Origin of the sequence: Paraburkholderia sp. PREW-6R (assembly GCF_039621805.1) — a bacterium.
Taxonomy (GTDB): Bacteria; Pseudomonadota; Gammaproteobacteria; order Burkholderiales; family Burkholderiaceae; genus Paraburkholderia.
On record NZ_CP155073.1, the window covers coordinates 3078403 to 3101196 of the forward strand.

Annotated in this window: 20 protein-coding genes; 9 read left to right on the forward strand and 11 right to left on the reverse strand. The window is 63.0% G+C overall.

Annotation, left to right across the window (positions count from 1 at the left end):
* The first annotated feature begins 36 nt into the window (after positions 1-36).
* From AAGS40_RS13560 to AAGS40_RS13570, 3 genes are all read left to right on the forward strand, one after another.
* Positions 37-489: a hypothetical protein gene (locus AAGS40_RS13560; RefSeq protein WP_345811980.1), complete on the forward strand. Its 453-nt coding sequence runs from the start codon at positions 37-39 to the stop codon at positions 487-489.
* A gap of 77 nt (positions 490-566) precedes the next feature.
* Positions 567-1208, forward strand: a complete 642-nt coding sequence (locus AAGS40_RS13565) for a hypothetical protein (protein ID WP_345814405.1) — start codon at positions 567-569, stop codon at positions 1206-1208.
* Positions 1209-1318: 110 nt separating this feature from the next.
* The gene (locus tag AAGS40_RS13570; RefSeq protein ID WP_345811982.1) at positions 1319-2059 is read left to right on the forward strand and encodes a response regulator; all 741 of its coding nucleotides are present in this window, start codon (positions 1319-1321) and stop codon (positions 2057-2059) included.
* 33 nt (positions 2060-2092) lie between these two features.
* Here the strand turns inward: AAGS40_RS13570 and AAGS40_RS13575 are convergent, their stop codons facing one another.
* The 4 genes from AAGS40_RS13575 to AAGS40_RS13590 are packed head-to-tail and all read right to left on the reverse strand — an operon-like array spanning position 2093 to position 3938.
* Positions 2093-2764: a flagellar basal body L-ring protein FlgH gene (locus tag AAGS40_RS13575; RefSeq protein WP_345811983.1), complete on the reverse strand. Its 672-nt coding sequence runs from the start codon at positions 2762-2764 to the stop codon at positions 2093-2095.
* A 59-nt stretch (positions 2765-2823) separates the two neighbouring features.
* Positions 2824-3540 (reverse strand): hypothetical protein, encoded by a 717-nt coding sequence (locus AAGS40_RS13580; protein WP_345811985.1) that lies wholly within the window; start codon positions 3538-3540, stop codon positions 2824-2826.
* A 2-nt stretch (positions 3541-3542) separates the two neighbouring features.
* Positions 3543-3710 (reverse strand): DUF6726 family protein, encoded by a 168-nt coding sequence (locus AAGS40_RS13585; RefSeq protein WP_345814406.1) that lies wholly within the window; start codon positions 3708-3710, stop codon positions 3543-3545.
* A 45-nt stretch (positions 3711-3755) separates the two neighbouring features.
* Complete coding sequence (locus AAGS40_RS13590) at positions 3756-3938, reverse strand: hypothetical protein (RefSeq protein WP_345811987.1); 183 nt, start codon at positions 3936-3938, stop codon at positions 3756-3758.
* Positions 3939-4399: 461 nt separating this feature from the next.
* On the opposite strand from AAGS40_RS13590, the gene AAGS40_RS13595 reads away from it, so the two are divergent.
* Positions 4400-5140 carry a response regulator gene (locus AAGS40_RS13595; protein ID WP_345811988.1) on the forward strand — a complete coding sequence of 247 codons (741 nt, stop codon included), beginning with the start codon at positions 4400-4402 and terminating at the stop codon, positions 5138-5140.
* On the forward strand, positions 5137-6408 hold the full coding sequence (locus AAGS40_RS13600; protein ID WP_345811990.1) for an ATP-binding protein: 1272 nt from the start codon (positions 5137-5139) through the stop codon (positions 6406-6408). The genes AAGS40_RS13595 and AAGS40_RS13600 overlap by 4 nt, the downstream gene beginning before the upstream one ends.
* A gap of 189 nt (positions 6409-6597) precedes the next feature.
* Here the strand turns inward: AAGS40_RS13600 and AAGS40_RS13605 are convergent, their stop codons facing one another.
* Positions 6598-7494 (reverse strand): tyrosine-protein phosphatase, encoded by an 897-nt coding sequence (locus AAGS40_RS13605; protein WP_345814407.1) that lies wholly within the window; start codon positions 7492-7494, stop codon positions 6598-6600.
* Positions 7495-7881: 387 nt separating this feature from the next.
* On the opposite strand from AAGS40_RS13605, the gene AAGS40_RS13610 reads away from it, so the two are divergent.
* Together AAGS40_RS13610 and AAGS40_RS13615 are read left to right on the forward strand one after the other, a co-directional pair.
* On the forward strand, positions 7882-9141 hold the full coding sequence (locus AAGS40_RS13610; protein ID WP_345811992.1) for an MFS transporter: 1260 nt from the start codon (positions 7882-7884) through the stop codon (positions 9139-9141).
* A 16-nt stretch (positions 9142-9157) separates the two neighbouring features.
* Complete coding sequence (locus AAGS40_RS13615) at positions 9158-10438, forward strand: D-amino acid dehydrogenase (protein ID WP_345811993.1); 1281 nt, start codon at positions 9158-9160, stop codon at positions 10436-10438.
* A 168-nt stretch (positions 10439-10606) separates the two neighbouring features.
* Here the strand turns inward: AAGS40_RS13615 and AAGS40_RS13620 are convergent, their stop codons facing one another.
* The 3 genes from AAGS40_RS13620 to AAGS40_RS13630 form a co-directional block, all read right to left on the reverse strand.
* Complete coding sequence (locus AAGS40_RS13620; RefSeq protein ID WP_345811994.1) at positions 10607-12076, reverse strand: glutamate synthase subunit beta; 1470 nt, start codon at positions 12074-12076, stop codon at positions 10607-10609.
* Positions 12077-12197: 121 nt separating this feature from the next.
* Positions 12198-16901 carry a glutamate synthase-related protein gene (locus AAGS40_RS13625; RefSeq protein WP_345811995.1) on the reverse strand — a complete coding sequence of 1568 codons (4704 nt, stop codon included), beginning with the start codon at positions 16899-16901 and terminating at the stop codon, positions 12198-12200.
* A 291-nt stretch (positions 16902-17192) separates the two neighbouring features.
* The gene (locus AAGS40_RS13630) at positions 17193-17900 is read right to left on the reverse strand and encodes a transposase (protein WP_345811996.1); all 708 of its coding nucleotides are present in this window, start codon (positions 17898-17900) and stop codon (positions 17193-17195) included.
* 188 nt (positions 17901-18088) lie between these two features.
* Between AAGS40_RS13630 and AAGS40_RS13635 the strand changes: the two genes are divergently transcribed.
* Both AAGS40_RS13635 and AAGS40_RS13640 read left to right on the forward strand, forming a co-directional pair.
* Positions 18089-18814 (forward strand): OmpW family outer membrane protein, encoded by a 726-nt coding sequence (locus AAGS40_RS13635; protein WP_345811997.1) that lies wholly within the window; start codon positions 18089-18091, stop codon positions 18812-18814.
* Between the two features lie 311 nt (positions 18815-19125).
* The gene (locus AAGS40_RS13640; RefSeq protein ID WP_345811998.1) at positions 19126-19506 is read left to right on the forward strand and encodes a DUF883 family protein; all 381 of its coding nucleotides are present in this window, start codon (positions 19126-19128) and stop codon (positions 19504-19506) included.
* A gap of 258 nt (positions 19507-19764) precedes the next feature.
* Here the strand turns inward: AAGS40_RS13640 and AAGS40_RS13645 are convergent, their stop codons facing one another.
* From AAGS40_RS13645 to aroK, 3 genes are all read right to left on the reverse strand, one after another.
* Positions 19765-20967, reverse strand: coding sequence for a deoxyguanosinetriphosphate triphosphohydrolase (locus tag AAGS40_RS13645; RefSeq protein ID WP_345814408.1), 1203 nt, complete (start codon positions 20965-20967; stop codon positions 19765-19767).
* A 171-nt stretch (positions 20968-21138) separates the two neighbouring features.
* Positions 21139-22224 (reverse strand): 3-dehydroquinate synthase, encoded by a 1086-nt coding sequence (gene aroB / locus AAGS40_RS13650; protein WP_345812000.1) that lies wholly within the window; start codon positions 22222-22224, stop codon positions 21139-21141.
* Complete coding sequence (aroK, locus tag AAGS40_RS13655) at positions 22224-22775, reverse strand: shikimate kinase AroK (protein WP_345812002.1); 552 nt, start codon at positions 22773-22775, stop codon at positions 22224-22226. The genes aroB and aroK overlap by 1 nt, the downstream gene beginning before the upstream one ends.
* Between the last annotated feature and the right edge of the window lie 19 nt (positions 22776-22794).

A 22794-nucleotide genomic window follows, 5' to 3' on the forward strand; every position in this document is an offset into this window, starting at 1 on the left:
CCCGCCACGCCCCTTTCTGCTACCGGACTCTCGCATATGTCATTCGATCGCCGCTCCTATCTTTTGACCCAGCGCCTCGCGCTCTTTTTCAGCACCGCGCTGCTTCTGACAAGCGCCGCGCACGCCGTGCAGCCTGTCGAGCCCGCGGACGTCTGCCCCGCGCTGCGCCACATCGTCGACGCGCCCGATTTCAGGCAGTTGCATGCGCAACCCGCCGCGCAATTGCCGGGCGTCGCTGACGCTGACGACTGCCACGCGAATACACACGCTTACGATTGCCGCTGGCGCGCGCACTGGCAGGCCGACGGTGTGGTGAGCGATCCGCTCGAAGAACTCGGCGCCGATATCGCCGCATGCTTCCCGACCGTCGTGCATGACGTCAACACGCCGACGCGCCAGCATTTTGTCGTGACCACCGCGGATCGTCGCGTGAACGTCACCGCGAGCGTGCAGGGACAAAACGAATTGCGCCTGCGCATCACGCGATAAATGCGCTCACCGCACTCAACGCGCTAAGCGCACAATAAAGCTTCGCGCACTCTGACACTACTACCGGGCACCGCATGATGACCTCCATGCCAAGGATGCGCGCCGACATTCTCACGCGAGTCCCACGTGCCACGTGGATCATGGTGCGACGCCCGTGTGCATGGCTCGCTACATCGGCGGTGCTGACAGTCGGGCTGAACGGCTGCGCGTGGACGCTCATCCAGGCCGCCGACGCCACCGGCTCGGTCATCCAGGCGGGCTACGCGATCGCGGCCAACTATTCGTCGCCGACCTTCGTCAACGGCAGGCCGGCCGACGTGCGCAACGTCTGCATCGAAGTGAACCAGACGGTGTCGGTGGGCGATTTCGTGCCGGCGCTGCAACTCGCACTCGACCGGCGCGGCATTCATTCGGAGGTCTACAATCCGGGCACCTCGCCCGCGGGTTGCGAGGCGCGTCTCGTGTACAACGCCGCCATCGACTATGGCCGACGCTCGTTCGGTGACGAGTCGATCCAGTATCTGTCGATCATCGACCTCACGCTGATCCGCGACGGTCGCATCATCGTTACCGCACGCTATCAGACTGGCGGTCTAAACACCGACCGCTTCTCTTCCGCATCCACCAAGCTGAACGGTCTGATCGACAAAATGGTCGTCGATCAAACCGATTTCAGCCGGCAGACACTGCAAACCATTCAGACGTCCCAGGCAAACTAGCCGCTCGACCGCGCCGGCATCACTCAAAGGCTTGCCGATTCTTACCCAGGAAAGGCTTCGAAAGCGTTAGCGGCTTGGCTCAGTGCGCACGCATCACTAAGATGGTCCGCATGAACCCATCCATTCTGGTCGTCGACGACGACCCCGTTGTCCGTGAACTCGTCAGCGGCTATCTGCAAGGGCGCGGCTTCGACGTCAGCACGCTCGAACACGGCATGGCGCTGCAGCGCAAGTTGCAGGATGCACGCCCGGCGCTGATCGTGCTCGACATCATGATGCCGGAACTCGACGGCATCAGCGCGCTGCGTGCGCTGCGCGTCGCGGGCGACGATATTCCGGTGATCCTGCTGACCGCGCGCGCCGATCCTATCGATCGCGTGATCGGTCTCGAGCTTGGCGCGGACGACTACCTCGGCAAGCCTTTCGAGCCGAGCGAACTGGTCGCGCGCATTCGCACGGTCTTGCGACGCCGTGGCGCGATTGCGCCGAGCGCGCCAGAGCAACGCGCGCCATATCGTTTCGGCCGTTACGAAGTGAATTTTCCGGCGCGCGAATTGCGCCGTGACGGCGAGCGCATCACGCTGCGTTCCAGCGAATTCGCGATGCTCAAGGTGTTCGTCACGCATGCGATGACCGTGCTCACACGCGCTCAATTGCTGGACAAGCTGCACGGCAATAGCGAAGCGCACCGCAACCGGAGCCTCGACGTGTCGATCTGGCGTTTGCGGCGGCTCATCGAAGTCGATCCTTCTGAACCGCGCTACGTGCAAACCGTGTGGGGACGCGGCTACGTGTTCGTGCCCGACGGTGAAATCGGTGCGGCGGAACGCAGCGCACCGCCGCTCGCGTAACCGTCAAGCGGTCGGGACGAAGCGGGCACCGCGTCAGAACGTCAGCACGCTGAGAAACATACGCTGCAGCCAGCCCATCGTGGTCGCGTCGGAGACCATGCCGACCCCTGCCTGTTCGATGCGCGCGTTGGCCACCTTGCTCGACGCGACGTAATTGCCGGCTTCGATATCTTTGGGGTTGACGATGCCGGAAAGACGCAGCCGGTCCCGATTTCCGCTCATCGCAATCGTCTTTTCGCCCGACACCACCAGATTGCCGGTCGACATCGTGCCGATCACGGTGACCGCCAACGTACCCGTCATTCCGCTGACGTCGTTCAGATTGCCCTGCCCCTTGAAGTCGGTCGCCGCCGAGCCGATGTTGAACAGGCGCGCGAGTCGCGCCGCGGCATTCGTCGACTGGTCGGCGGCGTTGGCGGTGATGCTGCTCGAACGGCTCGCCGCTGCGCTCGACGTAGTGTTGCCGCTGTACGCCTCCGATAGGCGGATCGTCAGCACGTCGCCGATATGCTGCGCGCGCGGCGTTTCGTACAGCAGCAACGGCGTGCCAGCCTGATAGATCGCGCCCTGCGTGTTGACGTTCAGCGGTGCGGAGGTCAGCGGCGGCGCCATTGGCGTATCGACGATGGACGGCTGTTGATTGCCCGCACAAGCCGTGACGCAGGCCGCCGCGCCGAGCGCGGCAATGAGACGTGACGCTGTCATGCGCGCTCCGTGGCCGTATCGGCCCAAATAAAATGCCAGTGTCGGATTCAGGGACGACATCAGCCAGCCTCCGCGCCGCTAGCCTGCCATTGGCGCACGACCGATTTCACCCACGCGTCCGAACCCTTCAGCAGATAGGTGAGCGTGCCGTTGCGCGTACCGGGCAGGAAGCACAGCGTGATCGAGCTGACGGCGTTTTCCCACACGTAAGTCGGCAGTGCGCCCGTCGATGCGACATGCTGCGTCGCCATTCGAGGCGCGCCGTAACGTTCCTCCAACGCGTCGCGCAGATCCTCCGCGGTAAGCTCGTCGATGACGAACGAAATCTCGTACAGGCGCAGCGCGCTCTGTCCGTCGACACGCGCAAAACGCAGCACGTGTTCGAGCGCCGGCACACCGTCGACGACCGCCTGCGACAGTGCCCAGCCATCGTCTCCGCGATGCGCCCAGCGGCAGGCCACAATCAGGCTTTCGCGCGACTTCAGGCGCATGCCGAGCGCACCGGCCTGCACGTCCGTCTCGCAGATGGGCACACTGCCGATCGGCGTCGCACGCACCGTGGAGCCGGAGCGGAATTCGTCGAGCGTCATGCCGAGCGTGACGCCGCGAAACGCGAACGGCGCGTCCTGCGAACGCCGGTGCACGTTGACGGCAGCGCCGCCTTTCGGCGCAGCGCTGCCCGCATCCGCTTCGCGCGCAACCGGCTGCGCGTTAGAAGCAGGCGGGATGCAACCGCCAAGCAGCGCCAATGCGCAGACAATCCGTTTGAGTCTCATGATCAGTCAATGGCGGATGAACACATATCGAACGGCGTGGCCGCGGCATGGCCGACAACCGGGAAGATTTTCAGCGTGGCCGCCGTCACCCGGCACGGCAGCGCGGCGACGCCGCAGCCGCCGAGCGGCAACAGCGCCGCGCCGAGCGTCAACCACGCAGCGACACGGATGAAACGGCCAAGGGTTTTCGAGGTCGACACACGGGCCTCGAAGCGTCAGGCAGTCGTGTTGACGTGGCGTCCGACAAGCCCGGACGGCAGCGCGGGCTGCGTCTGGCCGGCCGGCTCATGCGACTGCGCGGCGGCCTGCGCCGAGCCGGACGCCGTGGGCCGTTCAGCCGGCGCGGCAGGCGCGAGCGAAGAAAAGCGGGTTGAACTGAGATTACTGGGAATGGTCATCACGAGCCTCGCGTGGCATCAGGGTTCGAATTCACGCCGCTGTCGCGAGACCTGGAGATCAGGCCGTTTTGGCGGCGGCGCAACGTATTGCACAACGAATCATCCCGCCGCGCCGCGAAGTGCGATACACGAAGAAAAGCGCGCTTTTCAGCAGTTCTTACTATCCATTTCAGCGCATTGCCGGCTGTTCCAAAGCCGCGCAAACTCTTTCCGCGAAGACAATCTAGCGACGCATTTCGAAGCATGACCGGTGAGGTCTGGTCAAAAGACGGCCGGAAGGGCGCCCACTGACTTGCGGTATAAATAGTCGATTGCTGGCCGGTCCAACCATGTCCGGCAACATGTCGCGCCTTGCCGGGCGGCCCTCGCCTGCGACACGCCACGTCATTTCGCGAGCCAGCGTAAGCATTGGTAAGAAAACGGAGGGGCGCGGCGCGCGCGTGCCAGCTTAAAATTTCGGCATGAATCCACAGGTCCTTATCGTCGACGACGATCCGGTCGTTCGTGATCTGCTATGCAAGTTTCTGCAGTCGAATGGCTTCGACGCGTCCGTGCTGCACGACGGCACTCATCTCCAGCGCCGGCTCGAGCGGGAACGGCCGTCGGTCGTCGTGCTCGACATCATGATGCCGAACACCGACGGCCTGCGCGCGCTCACCGCGCTGCGCGCCGCCGGCGACGACATTCCGGTGATCTTCGTGACGGCGCGTGGCACCGTGGCCGACCGCATCGTCGGGCTCTCGCTCGGTGCGGACGACTACCTCACCAAACCGTTCGATCCGCGCGAACTGCTCGCCCGCATTCATACGGTGCTGCGCCGACGTGGGCCGTCCACCACGAGCGCGCCGGAAGCGCGCAAGCCGTACCGCTTCGGCCCGTTCGAACTCGATTTCGCCACGCGTTCGCTGTCGCGCGACGACTCAAAACTGCCGCTGCGCGACAGTGAGTTCGCGCTCCTGAAGATCTTCGTCAACAATCCGTACAAGGTGCTCTCGCGCGTGCTGATTCACGATCTCGTGCATCGCGATAACCTGGCATTTCGCGACCGCAGTCTCGACGTGCCGATCTGGCGCCTGCGCCGCGTGATCGAGGAAGACCCGTCCAACCCGTGTTACGTGCAGACGGTGCGCGGCAAGGGCTACGTCTTCGTGCCCGACGCCGACGGCACACCTTTCGCCGACGAGTCAGCACCCGGCGCATGAGAAACCCGTTGAACACGCTGTTCGGCAGAATGGCGTTGCTGTCCACCGCGGTGTTGTTCGCCATACAGGCCGGCTGGTTCGTGCTGGTGGTCATGCAGCCACCGCGTCACGAGATCGACGGTTTCGCACGCGGCATCCTGCTGGTGCTGCAGGCCATCAACGGCGAGCCGATGAAAGGCGCCGCGCTCGCTCCCGCGATGCGTGTGCATCTCGTCCCAACCTGGAACATGCCGGCCAGCGTGCATCTGCGCGCACCGACCGACCATCCGCTCGTCGAACTGAGCCGGCATCTGCGCGAAAATCTGCCGCCCGGCACCCAGATCGCCGTCGACGACGTGCATCCGCCGCAGCTCTGGGTGCTCTTTCCCGGCAAGTCGAACTGGGTCGTGCTGCCGGTCGATGTACCGCCGCGGCCACGCTTTCTGATCGAATCGGTGTCGATGCTGCTGGCTTCGCTGATCCTGTCGCTGCTGGCCGTCTGGCAGATGCAGCGGCCGTTGTCGCGGGTCGCCGACGCGGCTCGCGCATTCGGTTCGGGCGGACGCCCGGAGCCCGTCACCGTTCAGGGTCCGCGCGAGTTACGCGATCTGATCGGTTCGTTCAACGACATGATGCGCAGGCTGAACGAAGCCGGCGACGACCAGGCCGTCATGCTCGCGGGCGTCGCTCACGATCTGAAAGCGCCGCTCACGCGGCTCAAACTGCGCGCGAGCGTGCTGGTCGAGGAAAATGAGCGGGCCGGCCTGATTCGCGACGTCGATTCACTCACGAACATCGTTCAGCAGTTCCTGGAGTTCGCGGGCCAATCCGCGGACGCCGGGCCGCCCGTCGAAGTGGACGAGTTCCTGCAGGAGCAGTTTTCGGCGACCGACGGCGCGGAGACGCCGCTTTTCGCGCTGGACCTGCGCGCCGGTCCATCGTTCAAGCTGCCGCGCACGCTGCTCGACCGGCTGGTCACGAACCTCGTCGACAATGCGCTCGAACATGGGCTGCCGCCCGTGAATATCGCCACCGCGCGTAACGACCGTCACTGGCTCATCAGCGTGCGCGATCACGGCGCCGGCATCCCGGACGACCGCATCGCGGCCGCCATGAAACCTTTCGTGCGACTCGACGCCGCGCGCGGCGGTGAGGGCCATTGCGGCCTCGGGCTCGCGATCGTCGCGCGCCTCGCGCACGACCGCGGCGGACGCTGCCGTGTGCGCAATCACCTGCAGGGCGGACTGGAAGTGTCGATCGAATTGCCGGTTGTGCCGGCGCTTGCATGACGGAACCGGCGCGCGCCGGGTTGCGCTTACCTGCCCTTACGGATCGGCAGATTGCTTCCCCGGCGCCCTTATAGTGGCAACCGGCAACCTCGATGCCGCCCTTCTCTGTCCGCCCAGCTGTTACGGGGCGGACTTTTTTCGCCTGCGGCAAACGCGTCGGCTGCACTCCCCTGCAGACTTGCGGGGCGCCTAGACGACGAGCCGGTCGCGCAGCGTAGCGAGTGTCGTCTGCGAGACACCGAGGCCTTGAGTCAGATAGGCGGACATCGTGCCGTAACTCTTTTGCACCTGATCGAAGCCGGCTTGCAGATAGTTTTCCTGGACATTCAGCAACGGCGTCTGCACCGTTGCGACCGCGTCGCCGTCCTGCGAACGCAGCGTGTCGGTTTGCGCGCGAATGGAGCGCGCCAGGTAGACGTTGCTCAGCAGATAGTCCTGCATGATGACGTCGAGCGGGACGTTGGCGATGCTGAGCAGCAACGCCGCGACCCAGCCCGCGCGATCCTTGCCGGCTGTCGAATGAAAGAGCTGTGCGCCGGCGCCGTTCGCCAGACGCGTGAGCAGCGTGCCGTAGCTTGCGCGTTGCGCGCCGCCGGTGACGTACGCGCGCGCCTGCGACTCCATGAACGCGCTGGCGGCCGCCCACGTCTCGAAACGCGGTGGCAGAAAATCGCTCGTACCCAGCACGTCGAGCGACTGGGACGTCGCGCCCTTCGGCAGCACATCAGATGTCCGCGCAATCTCGCCGGGCGTGCGCAGATCGTAGACAGACGCGATCCCGAGCTTGTTCATCACGGCTGCGTCGACAGCACTGAGCGTCAGCACGTTCGACCGGTAAAACGCGCCGCGCCGCATCTGCTTGCCGTCCACGGTCGGATATCCTGCGGCCGTACCCGCCACATCGCGAAAATTTTCCACCGACGCGAGGCGCGGCGTGTCAGGCAAGCTGGCGTCGAGACTGCCGCCGCAGGCGGAAAGCAACGCGCTGCCCGCGCCGGAAACGAGCAGCAAGTTCGCGGAACGCTTGAGAAACATGCGACGCGACGCCGCCGCGTGCACCGGCAAGCGCGTGCCGGGCTGCGGCATCGCGCCCGCCAGGCGGGGGGACAGCGAGCAGAGTTTTGCGGTGGCGGGCATGAGACGTGGCTGGCGCGGGCGTTAAAGATGACGGGCAGTGCCGACGGGCGCTGTCGGCGCAGTTTAACGGCCCTTCCTGTTCTTTTGGTTACGCCGTAGTAGACGGTAAGGAACGGCAAGCTGGCGCAGCCACGCGCTGGCGCTCAACTTTTTGCGTAACGCCCGGATAGCGGGCATTGCCGGGCCGTTTCCAAGGGTTGTCTCCCCTTAACAGTTGATTACCGCCGCCGGCCAATTTTGACGGCGACTGGCTGGAAATCGGCGCCTGACCGTAGAATACAAATACCCTTCGATCGCCGCCCCGGCAGGCAAAAAACCTGGAGACCACAACAAAACATGCCCTCTCTCCAATGGTTCACTGAACTGACAAAGCGCGAGCGGCGCACGCTGTACGCCGGCTTCGGCGGCTATGCAGTGGATGCCTTTGACTTCATGATCTACTCGTTCCTCATTCCGACGCTGATCGCCACATGGGGCATGACAAAAAGCGAAGCGGGAATGATCGCCACCAGTTCGCTGATCTCGTCGGCAATAGGCGGCTGGCTTGCAGGCATTCTTGCCGACCGCTATGGACGCGTGCGCGTGCTCCAGTGGACGATCGCCACATTCGCGATCTTCACCTGTCTATCGGGCTTTACGAATTCTTTCTGGCAATTGCTGACCACCCGCACATTGCAAGGCATTGGCTTCGGCGGCGAATGGTCGGTCGTGACGATCATGATGGCTGAGACGATCCGCTCGCCGCAGCACCGCGCGAAGGCGGTCGGCACGGTGCAAAGCAGCTGGTCGTTCGGGTGGGCCGCCGCGGCGATCGTCTACTGGGCTTTTTTCGCGCTGCTGCCTGAACAGTACGCGTGGCGTGCCTGCTTCTGGATCGGCCTGCTGCCCGCCGCGTGGATCATCTACATTCGCCGCAACGTGAGCGATCCCGACATCTTTCTCGACACGCGCCGCGCCCGTGAAAGCGGCTTCGACACCTCGCACTTTCTGCAGATCTTCGCTTTTCCCCATCTAAAAACGACGCTACTCGGCAGCGCGCTGTGCACCGGCATGCTCGGCGGCTACTACGCCATTACCACCTGGCTGCCAACCTATCTGAAAACCGTGCGGCATCTGTCGGTGTTCAACACGAGCGGCTACCTGATCGTGCTGATCGTGGGGTCGTTCACCGGCTATATCGTGGGCGCGATTCTGTGCGACCGGATCGGCCGGCGCGCATCGTTCGTACTGTTCGCGATCGGCTCGTTCATGCTCGGCATGGTCTACACGATGCTGCCGATCACCGACACCATGATGCTCGCGCTCGGCTTTCCGCTGGGCATCGTCGTGCAAGGGATTTTTGCGGGCGTGGGCGCGTACCTGTCGGAGCTGTATCCAAATGCGATTCGCGGCTCGGGGCAAGGTTTCTGCTACAACCTGGGACGTGGCCTCGGCTCGTTCTTTCCGATTGCGGTCGGTACACTGTCCCAGACCATGACGCTCGTGAAGGCGATGGGTATCGTTGCCGGGGCAGGCTATCTGCTGGTGATCGTCGCCGCATTGTGTCTGCCGGAAACGAAAGGCAAAGTACTCGGCGCCGCGCGCCCCACTGCCTGACATCGCAGTAACGCACATGAAAACGATTGTTCTCGGCGGTGGCGTGATCGGCGTTGCCACCGCTTTCTATCTGCGCCAGCAAGGCTGTGACGTCACCGTGATCGAGCGCGAGCCCGACGTCGCGCTGTCCACCAGTTTTGGCAACGCCGGCGTGATCGCGCCGGGCTACGTGACGCCGTGGGCCGCACCCGGCATGCCGGCCAAGATTCTCAGGTATCTGTTCAAGCCGGCCTCGCCGCTGATTTTCAGGCCGACGTTCGATCCCGCTCAATGGCGCTGGATCGCAACGTGGCTGCGCGAATGCGACCTCGAACGGTTTCGCGTCAACAAGCAGCGCATGCAGCGCATTGCCTATTACAGCCGCGAATGTCTGCGCGAGTTCCGCGGCCGCCATCCGTTCGACTACGGGCGCAGTCAGGGCTATCTGCAGCTCTTCCGCACCGAATACGATGTCGAACTCGCGCAACCGGCGTTGACGGTCCTGCGCGATGCCGGCCTCGCGTTTCGGGAAGTCAGCGCAAACCAGTGCGTCGAGATCGAACCGGGTTTGCGCTGGGCGCGTCAGCCGCCGCTTTCCGGCCTCTATCTGCCCGACGACGAAGCCGGTGACTGTGCGCGCTTCACCCGCGAACTGCGCTCGATCTGCGAGCGCAGCGGCGTGCAGTTTCGCTTCGACACGCGCGTGACATCGCTCGACGTGCAAGGCGGCGCCGTGCGCGGCGTGCGGGTTACAGGCGAAGGCAGCGGTGCTGGCGGCGGCAGCGAGGCGATGCAGGCCGACGCGGTCGTGGTTGCGCTGGGCGTCGACAGTGCGGCGCTCCTCGCGCGGCTCGGCGTGAAGGTGCCGCTCTATCCGGTGAAAGGCTATTCAGCGACGCTGCCTGTTACCGACGATGAGAAAGCGCCGCGTGCCGCGCTCATGGACGAATCGCTGAAAACGGCCATTACCCGCTTCGGCAACAACCTGCGCGTGGCGGGCACGGCGGAATTGGGCAACCGGCAGGCCACGCTGCGTGAGCAGGCGTTGCAGACGCTGATGAAAGTGCTCGGCGACTGGTTTCCGCACGCCGCCAATCCCACTTCCGCGCACTTCTGGGTAGGCCGCCGCCCGATGACGCCTGACGGCGCGCCGCTGCTTGGGCCGTCCGGCATCGACAATCTCTGGCTGAATGTCGGACATGGATCGACCGGCTGGGCAATGTCGATGGGATCAGGGCGCGTGCTCGCCGATCTGATCGCGCAGCGCACGCCGGAAATCGATCTCGAAGGGCTCACGCTGGCGCGCTACGGCAAGTAGCCAGGGGCACTTCACGGCTGCGCTCGATTGATAGACGTTAAGAAGCCGGGTCATCCTCGCGGATGCCCGGCTTTGTTTTACCGCCCGATGTATCCGCGCTTCACCGCTCGCGTGACACATTGTCGTCTCCCCTCTTCCTGCAAGCTTTGCGGGTTTCGACAGAGACGTTTAGCGCGGCAGTTCCGAATGCCCCATCAGGAAAGCGTCGACCGAACGCGCGCACTGACGGCCTTCGCGGATCGCCCACACCACCAGCGACTGGCCGCGGCGCATGTCGCCCGCCGTGAACACCTTGTCGACCGACGTGTAGTAGGCCTTGTCACCTTCGGTCGTCGCGCGCACGTTGCCGCGCGCGTCCTTGTCGACGCCGAACGCTTCCAGCACCGGCGACACCGGCTGCGTAAAGCCCATGGCGAGCAGCACGAGATCGGCCTTCATTTCGAATTCCGAATTCGGCACTTCCTGCATCTTGCCGTCCTTCCATTCGACACGCGCCGCGATCAGCTTTTCGACCTTGCCGTTCTTGCCTTCCAGACGCTTGGTCGCGACAGCCCAGTCACGCGAGCAGCCTTCGTCGTGCGAAGACGAAGTGCGCAGCTTGACCGGCCAGTACGGCCACACGAGCGGCTTGTTCTCTTCCTCCGGAGGCTGCGGCAGCAGTTCGAACTGCGTGACGGTCTTGGCGCCATGACGGTTCGACGTGCCGACGCAATCCGAACCCGTATCGCCGCCACCGATCACGACCACATGCTTGCCCTTCGCCAGAAGCTGGTTCACGACCTTGTCGCCGGCGTTGACCTTGTTCTGCTGCGGCAAAAACTCCATTGCGTAGTGGACGCCGTCCAGCTCGCGGCCCGGCACCGGCAGATCACGCGGCGTTTCCGAACCGCCTGCGATCACCACGGCGTCGAACTCTTCCTTTAACTGGTCCGGCGTGATGGTTTCCTTCCCTGCATTGCCGATGTGCGCCGGCAGCGAATCCGCACGGCCGACGAACACGCCCGCGCGAAACGTCACCCCTTCGGCTTCCATCTGACGCATGCGGCGATCGATCAGCCACTTCTCCAGCTTGAAGTCGGGAATGCCGTACCGCAGCAGGCCGCCAATGCGGTCGTTCTTCTCGAACACAGTGACATCGTGCCCCGCGCGCGCGAGCTGTTGCGCAACAGCAAGTCCGGCGGGGCCGGAACCGACGACCGCGACCTTCTTGCCGGTTTTGTGCCTGGGCGGCTGCGGGGCGACCCAGCCCTCGGCCCACGCCTTGTCGATAATCGCGTGCTCGATCGACTTGATGCCGACCGGGTCGTCATTGATGCCGAGCGTGCACGCCGCTTCGCACGGTGCGGGGCAGATGCGGCCCGTGAACTCGGGGAAGTTGTTCGTGGAATGCAGCACTTCAATCGCGTTCTTCCAGTCCTGATGGAACACCAGGTCGTTGAAGTCCGGAATGATATTGTTGACCGGGCAGCCGTTGTTGCAGAACGGAATGCCGCAGTCCATGCAACGTGCGCCTTGAATCTTCGCTTCGTCGTCCGACAATGCCGCGACGAATTCCTTGTAGTGCTTCACACGCGTGAGCGGAGCTTCGTACGCCTCGTGGCGGCGTTCGAACTCGAGAAAACCGGTTGCCTTGCCCATGTGGTTCTCTTCTCTATCTGTATCGAGGGGTGATCTGGAACCGCCACGCGCACCGTTGATCGGCAGGCGCGGCGGGTTCGGCTTATAGCTGACGTGCTGGTTGAGGCCGGTGAGCGACCCGTCAGGCGGCGAGGACTTCCTTGTTCGCCTTCTTCGCTGCCATCTCGCCCAGCGCACGCTTGTATTCGGTCGGGAAAACCTTAACGAATTGACGGCGCGACGCATCCCAGTTTTCGAGCAGCGCTTTTGCGCGCGGCGAACCGGTGAACTGGAAGTGACGTTCGATGAGCCCCTTGAGCAACGCTTCGTCGGTCGTGTTGCTGTGCCACAGCCCCTTGTCGACCGTGCGCTCCTGTTCGGCCGTTTGCAGCACCGGGTCGAGCGCGACCATCGACTTGTTGCACTTGCCCGCGAAGGTGTTGTCCGGGTCGTACACATAAGCGACGCCACCCGACATGCCGGCGGCGAAGTTACGGCCCGTCTCGCCGAGCACGACGACCGTGCCGCCCGTCATGTATTCGCAGCCGTGGTCGCCGGTGCCTTCGACAACCGCCGTCGCGCCCGAGTTACGCACGCAGAAACGCTCGCCCGCCACGCCACGGAAGAACGACTCGCCTTCGATCGCGCCGTACATCACCGTGTTGCCGCAGATGATGTTCTCTTCCGACTTGCCGCGGAAATCGTTCGTCGGGCGAATGATGATGCGCCCGCCCGACAGACCCTTGCCGACGTAATCGTTGCCGTCGCCGACCAGATCCAGCGTGATGCCCTTCGCGAGGAACGCGCCGAAGCTCTGACCAGCGGTGCCCTTCAACTGGATGTGGATCGTGTCGTCGGGCAAACCGTCGTGGCCGTACTTCTTCGCAATCGTGCCGGACAGCATCGCGCCGACCGTACGGTTCACGTTGCGCACCGGCTGGATGAACGACACGTGCTCGCCCTTTTCGATGGCCGCCTTCGCCTTCTCGATCAACGTGTGGTCGAGCGCCTTTGCGAGGCCGTGGTCCTGCACGTCGACGTGCTTGCGCGCCACTTCCGCCGACACTTGCGGCAGATAGAACACGCGCGAGAAGTCCAGACCCTTCGCCTTCCAGTGCTCGACGCCCTTCTTCATGTCAAGCAGTTCGGCATGGCCGATCAGGTCGTCGAACTTGCGGATGCCCAGTTGCGCCATGATTTCGCGCGCTTCTTCCGCTACGAAGAAGAAGAAGTTGACGACATGCTCCGGCTGCCCCTGAAACTTCGCACGCAGCACCGGATCTTGCGTGGCGACGCCGACCGGGCAGGTGTTCAGGTGGCACTTGCGCATCATGATGCAGCCTTCGACGACGAGCGGTGCCGTCGCGAAGCCGAACTCGTCCGCGCCGAGCAGCGCGCCGATCACGACGTCGCGGCCTGTTTTCATCTGGCCGTCGGCCTGCACGCGGATTCGGCCGCGCAACTGGTTGAGCACCAGCGTTTGCTGCGTTTCAGCCAGACCCAGTTCCCACGGCGTGCCGGCATGCTTCACCGACGACAGCGGCGACGCGCCCGTGCCGCCGTCGTGGCCGGCGATCACGACGTGATCGGCCTTCGCCTTGGCAACACCTGCGGCGACCGTGCCGACGCCCGACTCCGACACCAGCTTCACCGACACGCTGGCCGCCGGGTTGGCGTTCTTCAGGTCATGGATGAGCTGCGCCAGGTCTTCGATCGAGTAAATGTCGTGGTGCGGCGGCGGCGAAATGAGACCCACGCCCGGCACCGAGTAACGCAGCTTGCCGATATAGTCCGACACCTTGTGGCCCGGCAACTGGCCGCCTTCGCCGGGCTTCGCGCCTTGCGCCATCTTGATCTGGATCTGGTCTGCCGACGCCAGATATTCCGCCGTCACGCCGAACCGGCCCGAGGCCACCTGCTTGATCTTCGAGCGCAGCGAATCACCGTCTTTCAACGGGATGTCGACAATCACTTCATCGCCGATCACGGACTTCATCGTGTCGCCGTTCCGGATCGGAATACCGCGCAGTTCGTTGCGATAGCGGTTCACGTCTTCACCGCCTTCGCCCGTGTTCGACTTCCCGCCGATGCGGTTCATCGCGACCGCCAGCGTAGCGTGCGCTTCCGTGCTGATCGAACCGAGCGACATGGCGCCCGTGGCGAAACGCTTGACGATCTCTTTTGCCGGTTCCACTTCGTCGAGCGGGATGGCCTTGGTCGGGTCGAACTTGAATTCGAACAGACCGCGGAACGTCATGTGACGCTTCGTCTGATCGTTGATCAGATGCGCGTATTCCTTGTAGGTCTGATACGAGTTGCTGCGCGCCGAGTGTTGCAGCTTGGCGATCGCATCCGGCGTCCACATGTGTTCTTCGCCGCGCACCCGATAGGCGTACTCGCCGCCCGCGTCGAGCATGGTGGCAAGAACGGGGTTGTCGCCGAACGCGTCGCGATGCAGACGGATCGCTTCTTCCGCCACGTCGAACAGGCCAATGCCGCCCACTTTCGACGACGTGCCCTTGAAATACTTCTGCACGAGGTCTTCAGCGAGACCGACTGCTTCGAAAATCTGCGCGCCGGTGTAGGACATGTAGGTGGAAATGCCCATCTTCGACATGACCTTCTGCAGACCCTTGCCGACTGCCTTCGTGAAGTTGTACACCGCCTTTTCCGGCGACAGGTCGCCCTTCAGGCCTGCTGCAAGCTGGCCGAGCGTTTCCATGGCGAGGTACGGGTGCACGGCTTCCGCACCATATGCGGCGAGCAGCGCGAAGTGGTGCGTCTCACGCGCCGAGCCGGTTTCGACGACCAGACCCGCGCTCGTGCGCAGCCCATGCTGCACGAGATGCGTATGGATCGCCGCGGTGGCGAGCAGCGCCGGAATGGCCACATTGTCGCGATCGGTCTTGCGGTCCGACACGATCAGCATGTTGTAGCCGGACTTGACCGCGTCCACGGCTTCCGCGCACAGCGACGCGAGACGTGCCTCGATCCCTTCCTTGCCCCACGCGACCGGATAGCAGATGTTCAGCTCGTACGAGCTGAACTTGCCGCCCGTGTACTGATCGATTTCGCGGATCTTGGCGATGTCCTTGAAGTCGAGCACCGGCTGCGACACTTCGAGACGCATCGGCGGGTTGATGTTGTTCGTGTCGAGCAGGTTCGGCTTGGGGCCGACGAACGACACCAGCGACATCACCATGTTTTCGCGGATCGGGTCGATCGGCGGGTTCGTGACTTGCGCGAACAGCTGCTTGAAGTAGTGATAGAGCGTCTTGTTCTTGTTGGACATGACGGCCAGCGGCGAGTCGTTGCCCATTGAACCGACCGCTTCTTCCCCGGCTTGCGCCATCGGCGCCATCAGGAACTTGAGATCTTCCTGCGTGTAGCCGAACGCCTGCTGACGATCCAGCAAAGCGGCGGGCTCGCGGCGTTCGGTCGCGACGTCTTCGGCCTTCGGCTCGATTTCGTCGAGCTTGATGCGCACCGCGTCGATCCAGCTCTTGTAGGGCTTCGCGTTCGCGAGGTTGTCCTTCAGTTCCTTGTCGTCGATGATGCGGCCGTGCTCCATGTCGATCAGGAACATCTTGCCCGGCTGCAGACGCCACTTCTTGACAATCTTCGACTCGGGGATCGGCAGCGTGCCGGCTTCCGACGCCATGATGACGAGATCGTCGTCCGTGACGATGTAGCGCGCCGGACGCAGACCGTTACGGTCGAGCGTCGCGCCGATCTGACGGCCGTCGGTGAAGGCGATCGCGGCGGGGCCGTCCCACGGCTCCATCATCGCGGCATGATATTCGTAGAACGCTCGGCGGTTCTCGTCCATCAGCGTGTGCTGCTCCCAGGCTTCCGGGATCATCATCATCATGGCGTGGACGAGCGGGTAGCCGGCCATGACCAGCAGTTCGAGGCAATTATCGAACGAAGCAGTGTCCGACTGGCCCGGATAGATCAGCGGCCACAGCTTCGGCAGGTCGTCGCCGAGCACGTGCGACGCGATGGCGCCGGTACGCGCGTTCAGCCAGTTGACGTTGCCCTTCACCGTGTTGATTTCGCCGTTGTGGGCGATCATGCGGTACGGGTGAGCCAGTTCCCATGCCGGGAAGGTGTTCGTGGAGAAGCGCTGGTGTACGAGCGCGAGCGCCGACACGGTGCGCTCGTCCTGCAGGTCGCGGTAATACACGCCGACCTGGCCGGCCAGCAGCAGACCCTTGTAGACGACCGTGCGCGCCGACATGGACGGCACGAAGTATTCCTTGCCGTGCTTCAGCTTGAGCGCCTGGATGCGGTGGCTCGCGGTCTTACGGATGATGTACAGCTTCCGTTCGAGCGCGTCCGTCACCATGATGTCCTTGCCGCGGCCGATGAAAATCTGGCGGATCAGCGGCTCGCTCGCCTTCACGGTAGGCGAAATCGGCATGGTGTGGTCGACCGGGACATCGCGCCAGCCGAGCACGACCTGGCCTTCGGCCTTCACCGTGCGTTCGAGCTCCTGCTCACAGGCAAGGCGCGACGCGTGTTCCTTCGGCAGAAACACCATGCCCACGCCATACTCGCCGAACGGGGGCAGCACCACGCCCTGGCGAGCCATTTCCTCGCGATAGAAGCCGTCCGGAATCTGGATCAGGATGCCCGCGCCGTCGCCCATGAGCGGATCGGCGCCGACGGCGCCCCGGTGGTCGAGATTTTCGAGAATCTTCAGGCCTTGCTGAATGATCTCGTGACTCTTCTTGCCCTTGATGTGAGCGACGAAGCCAACGCCGCAGGCGTCATGCTCGTTTTGCGGGTCGTACAGACCTTGCGCGGCGGGAACCGGATGAGTCGGTTGCAAGTGGTCGTTCATGGGGACACCGTCTGTGAGGGGCCGAACAGGCCGTTAAACCATTTTTCTATTGCCGCAGTTCGCACCGCAACCGCGTCGCCGCTCCTCACGCTGATGTTACGCGTGCCAAAAAGCGCCGGAATTCGGAATATACGCGACGAATCAAGCAAATAGCAAATAAATCCGTCTGATAGAGACCCAATTATCAAGTTGGTGCATTGCACGCCATTTTTATTAGTTCCATATCATCTTTGTACGAGAAAAACGGCATGCGAGATGCCGTTCGGTGCCAACGCGTTGATGTGAAACGGTTTATTGCGTCTGCGGTGTTTCACGAACTTTGCGTGGCCGTCCGCGTGGCAGCGGCGAGACACGCCGGTTGGCGGCCCGCGCCGCCCACTCGCGATACGTATCGCTTCCCAGTACCCACCCCTTGAGCGTGGCCTGCTGCAGCTGACTGGCTTCGCGCTCGTCAAGCGGCTGCTCGCATAGTTCGCGGTACGCGCGCTGCCGTTCGAACGGCGTGTTACCCAGCGACCAGTACAGCGGGTGGTCGGTGATCAGGCTGTCGAGGGTCAGCCCAATATGGTGCCGGTAGCTCGACCACCGGTACTCTTCTGGCGCATTCACGAGGCCTGCGCGCACCGGGCACATTTCAACGACCCGGCTTGCAAGCAGAAAGTAACGCTCGCCTTCAATCACGGTCGCCCTGTAGCGCCCTTCCCACAACGTGCCACGGCGCGCGTAACGCCTGTTAAAGTGCGCCACATAGCGGCGTCCAACCGCCTGCATCGCTTTTGGCAGACTCGACTCTTCTGTCGGCGTGACGAGCAGCTGGACCGCCCCCGGCATCAACGCATAAGCGTGAATCGATAAGTGATGATCGCGCGAAGCCGCTTTCAGACAGTCGATAAAAAGCTCGTAGTCCTGGTCGTCGACGAACGCAGGCTGCTGATCGAGTCCGCGAAGAATGACGTGTTGCGGCTGATCAGGGACGTAGAGACGTGCAAGCCGTGCCATGCTGGAGTATCCGATAGTCGCGTTGGTACATACCCGAAGGTCCGGAGAGCCGCATGCGCCAAAGGTTCGGCGCGGCGCGGCTGAGCCAAAAAACGACGCGGAGCTTAGGGAGAAAACTCTAACCGGCGCGTATGGTTTGTTTGAAACGATCTGGTCATAATGAGCGGGCCTTTTCTGGAGGAGCACATATGAAATTAAAACAGGCCGTAACGGGGATAGCAGCGCTCGCCTGCATGACGACAGCAGCGCACGCACAATCGGCCGGCAGCTTTTTCGTCACTTCGGGCTGGTTCCATCTTTCGCCTCAATCGAGCAGCCAACCGTTACGAATCACGAGCTTTGGTGGCAGCCCGACCAATATCACAGAAGCCAATACCGGCGCGTCGCTCAGCTCAGCCGACACCATCGGCTTCACCGCCGGTTACTTCGTCACTGACCACATTGCAACCGAGTTCGTGATCGGCGTTCCGCCTGAATTCGATCTCGACGGCTCGGGCGCTTTTTCGCAGTACGGCAAACTGGGCCAGGCAAAACAGTGGAGCCCGACTCTGCTGTTCAAGTACTACTTCAATGCGCCGACCGCCACGTTCCGTCCGTATCTCGGAGTCGGTGTGAGCCGAATCTGGTTCACCGACGAGAAGATCACCAACGGCGTATTTCAGGCCAACGTTCTGCATGGTCCGACCAGCGTCTCCACGGATAGTTCGTGGGAGCCGGTGTTTAATGCGGGTTTCACTTACGCGTTCAATCAGCACTGGTTCGCAGGCTTTTCGATCTCGTACCTGCCGCTCAGCACGACTGCGAAGTTGAATACTGCTGCAGCAACGCCGGTCGGTACGCTCAACGTCCAGTCGCAGACCAAGATCAAGCTGAACCCGATCGTCACCTACGTCAACATCGGTTACCGTTTCTAACGCTTCACCGCTTCAGGACCGTTGGCTTAGGGTAGTCGAATTTTCGTGGCCTGGGAAACGCCGTCATATATGCAATGACGGCGTTTTTTGTCGTCCGTACGATTTTCGAACTAGCACACGCTGGCTTTGTAAATTTGACCCGAAACCGCCGACGTGCGTGCAATATCTGCTGACAAACACCTGCTGAAAGGCCCGAAAAACCGGGCTCAAGGGGTTTGGCACCGAAGTTGCGTTCGAATGACGCTTCCCGCGTGGCAACGTGATTTGCGTGACAGCGTGGGAGTGTTTCCACCCTCATCGACGGAGCGACCATGACAGCACTTCCGAACACGCGAGACGCCCTCGGCGAATCCTGGACCAGTACCAGCCGCCGTGCGCGGCGTATCGCTCGCCACGGCCGCCATGCGGCCGAAGACATTGCAGGCGAACTGCGCACTCTGATGTCGGAACTCGAATCCACTCTGGCAGACGGCACTCAGGCCGACGCGGTGGCGCTGCGCGGCAAGCTGCGCAAGCAGCTGGACGTAGCACGTTCGCGACTGAACGACACGCGTGACGCAGTGCGTGACCGCGCCGGAGTCGCATTGTCCGACGCGGATGACTACGTGCGCGAAAATCCGTGGCAGACAATGGCTATCGTTGGCGGCGTGGCGCTGATCGCCGGCGCATTGTTCGCGGCGCGACTGCGCTAAGCGCGCACAGTGCGCCGACTGGTGTAACTGCACTTGTCGCGCACTGAGCTTGCATCGACGTTGACAGGCGCACGTGGTTGCGGCTGAAAAGCCGCTCCACCTGACGCCTTTACTTCGCTTGACTTCTTTCATCGCGCGCCGCGTCTTCGCGTGCGCTCGCCCTTTTTCATCTACTGTCGTCTTGCTGCCCGAACGTTGCAGGCAACGTCGTCCTTTGCTCGCTTGAAGCAGCCTGTGGCGCAGAAGCGCAATGCCCGCTCAGTTATCGTCAATCACAAAAAGCCGCTGATATTCCTTGAGCGCGTACCGGTCCGTCATCCCGGCGATGTAGTGAGCAATCGAGCGCGGCTGCGCCGTGGCATCGGCTGACTGGTAGCTCGGCGGCAACAGCCGCGGATCGTCAGTGAATGCATCGAAAAGTCCTGTCACGACACGACGCGCCTTGTTCGCCATGCGCATCACGCGATAGTGGCGATACAGATTCCTGAACAGAAAACGCTTGAGCGCCGCAGCCTGAACTGCGATCGCTTCGCTATGCGCGACGATCGGCGGCGCTGCACGCACGGCGTCGAGCGATTGCGGCGCGTAGCGCGCGAGATTCGCCCTGGTCGCCTCGATCAGGTCGACGATTAACGTATTGATGATGCGCCGCACCGTCTCATGAATCAGCCTGCGCCCTTCGATCTGCGGATAGTCGGCGCGCGCTGCCAGGTAATGCGTCTGCCACAACTCCACTTCGGCGAGCTGCTCGATGGTCAACAAACCCGAGCGCAAACCGTCGTCGACGTCGTGATTGTTGTACGCGATCTCGTCGGCGACGTTGGCGATCTGAGCTTCGATCGACGGCTGCCTGCCTTCGAGAAAACGCTCGCCCAGTGCACCGAGACGCCGTGCGTTCTCACGCGAGCAGTGTTTGAGAATGCCCTCACGCGTTTCAAAACACAGATTCAGGCCGTTGAACGCGCCGTAATGCTCTTCGAGATCGTCGACGACTGCGAGGCTCTGCAGATTGTGTTCGAAGCCGCCGTGTTCCCGCATGCAGTCGTTCAGCGCGTCCTGGCCGGCATGGCCGAAAGGCGTATGGCCGAGATCATGAGCGAGCGAAATAGCTTCGACGAGGTCCTCGTTCACTCGCAGATTTCGCGCGACCGAGCGCGCGATCTGCGCGACTTCGAGGCTGTGCGTGAGACGCGTGCGAAACAGGTCGCCCTCGTGATTCACGAACACCTGCGTTTTGTATTCGAGCCGGCGAAATGCGGTGGAATGCACGATGCGATCGCGATCGCGCTGAAATTCAGTGCGCGCACTCGGCGCGGCCTCGGCAAAGCGGCGCCCGCGCGACTGCGACGAGCGGGCCGCATAGGGCGCCAGATGTGCTTCCAGGGTTTCCTGCGTGAGCACGACCATCGACGCCGCGCCTGCCGGTTCATGCTTCACTTCGTCACCGCGCGTATTTGTCACCGGACTCTCCAAAACATGAGCGGCGCCTCTAGATGCGAGTGCATCCTGGCTGACCGCTTGATCATCGTCTGAACGCAGTTGGATGGAGAACGGCCCCAAGCCGCCCAGGCCGCTCAACCCGTCGAGGCGGCTAAACCGTTGAGGCCGCTCAGCCGTTGCGGTTCGCGAAAGTCAGACAGCGGCGGTCAACGTGGCGTGCACTGCGTCGTCGGGCGCCTGGGTGATCAGCGTCTCACCGAAACGCTTCAGCAGGATGAATTTGATTGCGCCGGCCTCCGCCTTCTTGTCGACGCGCATCAGTTCGACGTAACGCTCGTCGCCGAGCGCGGGCGCGCGCGTGGGCAAATGCGCGGCCACGATCACGTCGACGAGGCGCTTGCGCACCGCCTCGTCGAGATAGCCGAGGCGCACGGACAGATCGGCCGCCATGACCATGCCGCAGCCGACCGCCTCGCCGTGCAGCCACTCGCCGTAGCCGAGTCCGGCCTCGATTGCATGGCCGAACGTGTGACCGAAATTGAGTATGGCGCGCAACCCGCCTTCGCGTTCGTCCTGCGCGACTACGGATGCCTTGATCTCGCACGAACGCTTGACCGCTTCGGCCAGCGCGCCGGGCTCGCAGCGGTTGAGCGCCTCGACGTTGGCTTCGATCCAGTCGAAAAAGCCGGCATCTGCAATGGCGCCCGTCTTGATGACCTCGGCAATGCCCGCCGCCAGTTCGCGCGCCGGTAACGTGCGCAACGCGCCGATGTCGGCGATCACGGCCTGCGGTTGGTAAAACGCGCCGATCATGTTTTTGCCGAGCGGATGGTTGATCCCCGTCTTGCCGCCTACCGACGAATCGACCTGCGAGAGCAGCGTGGTTGGCACCTGAATGAACGGAACGCCGCGCATGTAGCAGGCTGCGGCAAAACCCGTCATGTCGCCGATCACGCCGCCGCCGAGCGCGATCAACGTGGTCTTGCGATCTGCACGCGCGCCCAGCAGCGCGTCGAAAATCAGGTTGAGCGTGTCAAGATTCTTGTGAGCCTCGCCGTCCGGCAACACGACGGTGGAGACCTGCTTGCCAAGCGGCGCCAACGCGGCGCGCAGCTTGTCGCCGTAAAGCGGGTCGACCGTGTTATTCGTGACGATGGTGACCGCGCTACCGGCGATATGCGGCGCGAACAACGCGGTCTGGCCGATCAGATCGGCACCGATATGGATGGGGTAGGCACGCTCGCCCAGTTCGACATTGACGGTAATCATACGGTCCATTATGACGCAGGATGTTTGGCGACGCCGGCCATCTCGAGCTGCATCAGAACCATATTGACGAGTCCATTGACCGACGGCCGGCCGGTTTCGATCACGAAATGCGCGCATTCCCGGTATAACGGATCGCGCGCTTCGTAGAGCGCTTCGAGACGCGCTTTGGGGTCGTCGGTCTGCAGAAGCGGGCGGTTCTTGTCGCGCCGCGTGCGCAACCACAGGTCGTGAGGATTGGCGCGCAGATAGATCACGACACCCCGACTCTGCAGCGCTTCGCGGTTCTCCGGCCGAAGCACGGCGCCGCCGCCCGTTGCGAGCACGATGTTGTCGCGCCCCGTGAGGTCGGAAATCACGTTGGCCTCGCGCTCGCGAAAACCGGCTTCGCCTTCCAGCTCGAAGATCACCGGAATGCGCGCGCCCGTGCGGGATTCGATTTCGTGGTCGGAATCGAAGAACGGGCGGTCGAGACGGCGCGCAATGGCCCGGCCCACGGTGGTCTTTCCTGCCCCCATGAGCCCTACAAAAAATACATTGGCGTGTGCGTCCCGCGCTTGCAACGGTGTCCTCTGGCTAATC

Bases quoted from the DNA above. Each gene is read 5' to 3' on its own strand.
- AAGS40_RS13570 (WP_345811982.1), top strand. From the start codon at position 1,319: ATGAACCCATCCATTCTGGTCGTCGACGACGACCCCGTTGTCCGTGAA.
- AAGS40_RS13600 (WP_345811990.1), top strand. From the start codon at position 5,137: ATGAGAAACCCGTTGAACACGCTGTTCGGCAGAATGGCGTTGCTGTCC.
- AAGS40_RS13625 (WP_345811995.1), bottom strand. From the start codon at position 16,901: ATGAACGACCACTTGCAACCGACTCATCCGGTTCCCGCCGCGCAAGGT.
- AAGS40_RS13630 (WP_345811996.1), bottom strand. From the start codon at position 17,900: ATGGCACGGCTTGCACGTCTCTACGTCCCTGATCAGCCGCAACACGTC.
- AAGS40_RS13635 (WP_345811997.1), top strand. From the start codon at position 18,089: ATGAAATTAAAACAGGCCGTAACGGGGATAGCAGCGCTCGCCTGCATG.
- aroB (WP_345812000.1), bottom strand. From the start codon at position 22,224: ATGGACCGTATGATTACCGTCAATGTCGAACTGGGCGAGCGTGCCTAC.
- AAGS40_RS13595 (WP_345811988.1), top strand. From the start codon at position 4,400: ATGAATCCACAGGTCCTTATCGTCGACGACGATCCGGTCGTTCGTGAT.
- AAGS40_RS13580 (WP_345811985.1), bottom strand. From the start codon at position 3,540: ATGAGACTCAAACGGATTGTCTGCGCATTGGCGCTGCTTGGCGGTTGC.
- AAGS40_RS13610 (WP_345811992.1), top strand. From the start codon at position 7,882: ATGCCCTCTCTCCAATGGTTCACTGAACTGACAAAGCGCGAGCGGCGC.
- AAGS40_RS13560 (WP_345811980.1), top strand. From the start codon at position 37: ATGTCATTCGATCGCCGCTCCTATCTTTTGACCCAGCGCCTCGCGCTC.
- AAGS40_RS13640 (WP_345811998.1), top strand. From the start codon at position 19,126: ATGACAGCACTTCCGAACACGCGAGACGCCCTCGGCGAATCCTGGACC.
- AAGS40_RS13575 (WP_345811983.1), bottom strand. From the start codon at position 2,764: ATGACAGCGTCACGTCTCATTGCCGCGCTCGGCGCGGCGGCCTGCGTC.
- AAGS40_RS13605 (WP_345814407.1), bottom strand. From the start codon at position 7,494: ATGCCGCAGCCCGGCACGCGCTTGCCGGTGCACGCGGCGGCGTCGCGT.
- AAGS40_RS13620 (WP_345811994.1), bottom strand. From the start codon at position 12,076: ATGGGCAAGGCAACCGGTTTTCTCGAGTTCGAACGCCGCCACGAGGCG.
- AAGS40_RS13590 (WP_345811987.1), bottom strand. From the start codon at position 3,938: ATGACCATTCCCAGTAATCTCAGTTCAACCCGCTTTTCTTCGCTCGCG.
- AAGS40_RS13615 (WP_345811993.1), top strand. From the start codon at position 9,158: ATGAAAACGATTGTTCTCGGCGGTGGCGTGATCGGCGTTGCCACCGCT.
- AAGS40_RS13565 (WP_345814405.1), top strand. From the start codon at position 567: ATGACCTCCATGCCAAGGATGCGCGCCGACATTCTCACGCGAGTCCCA.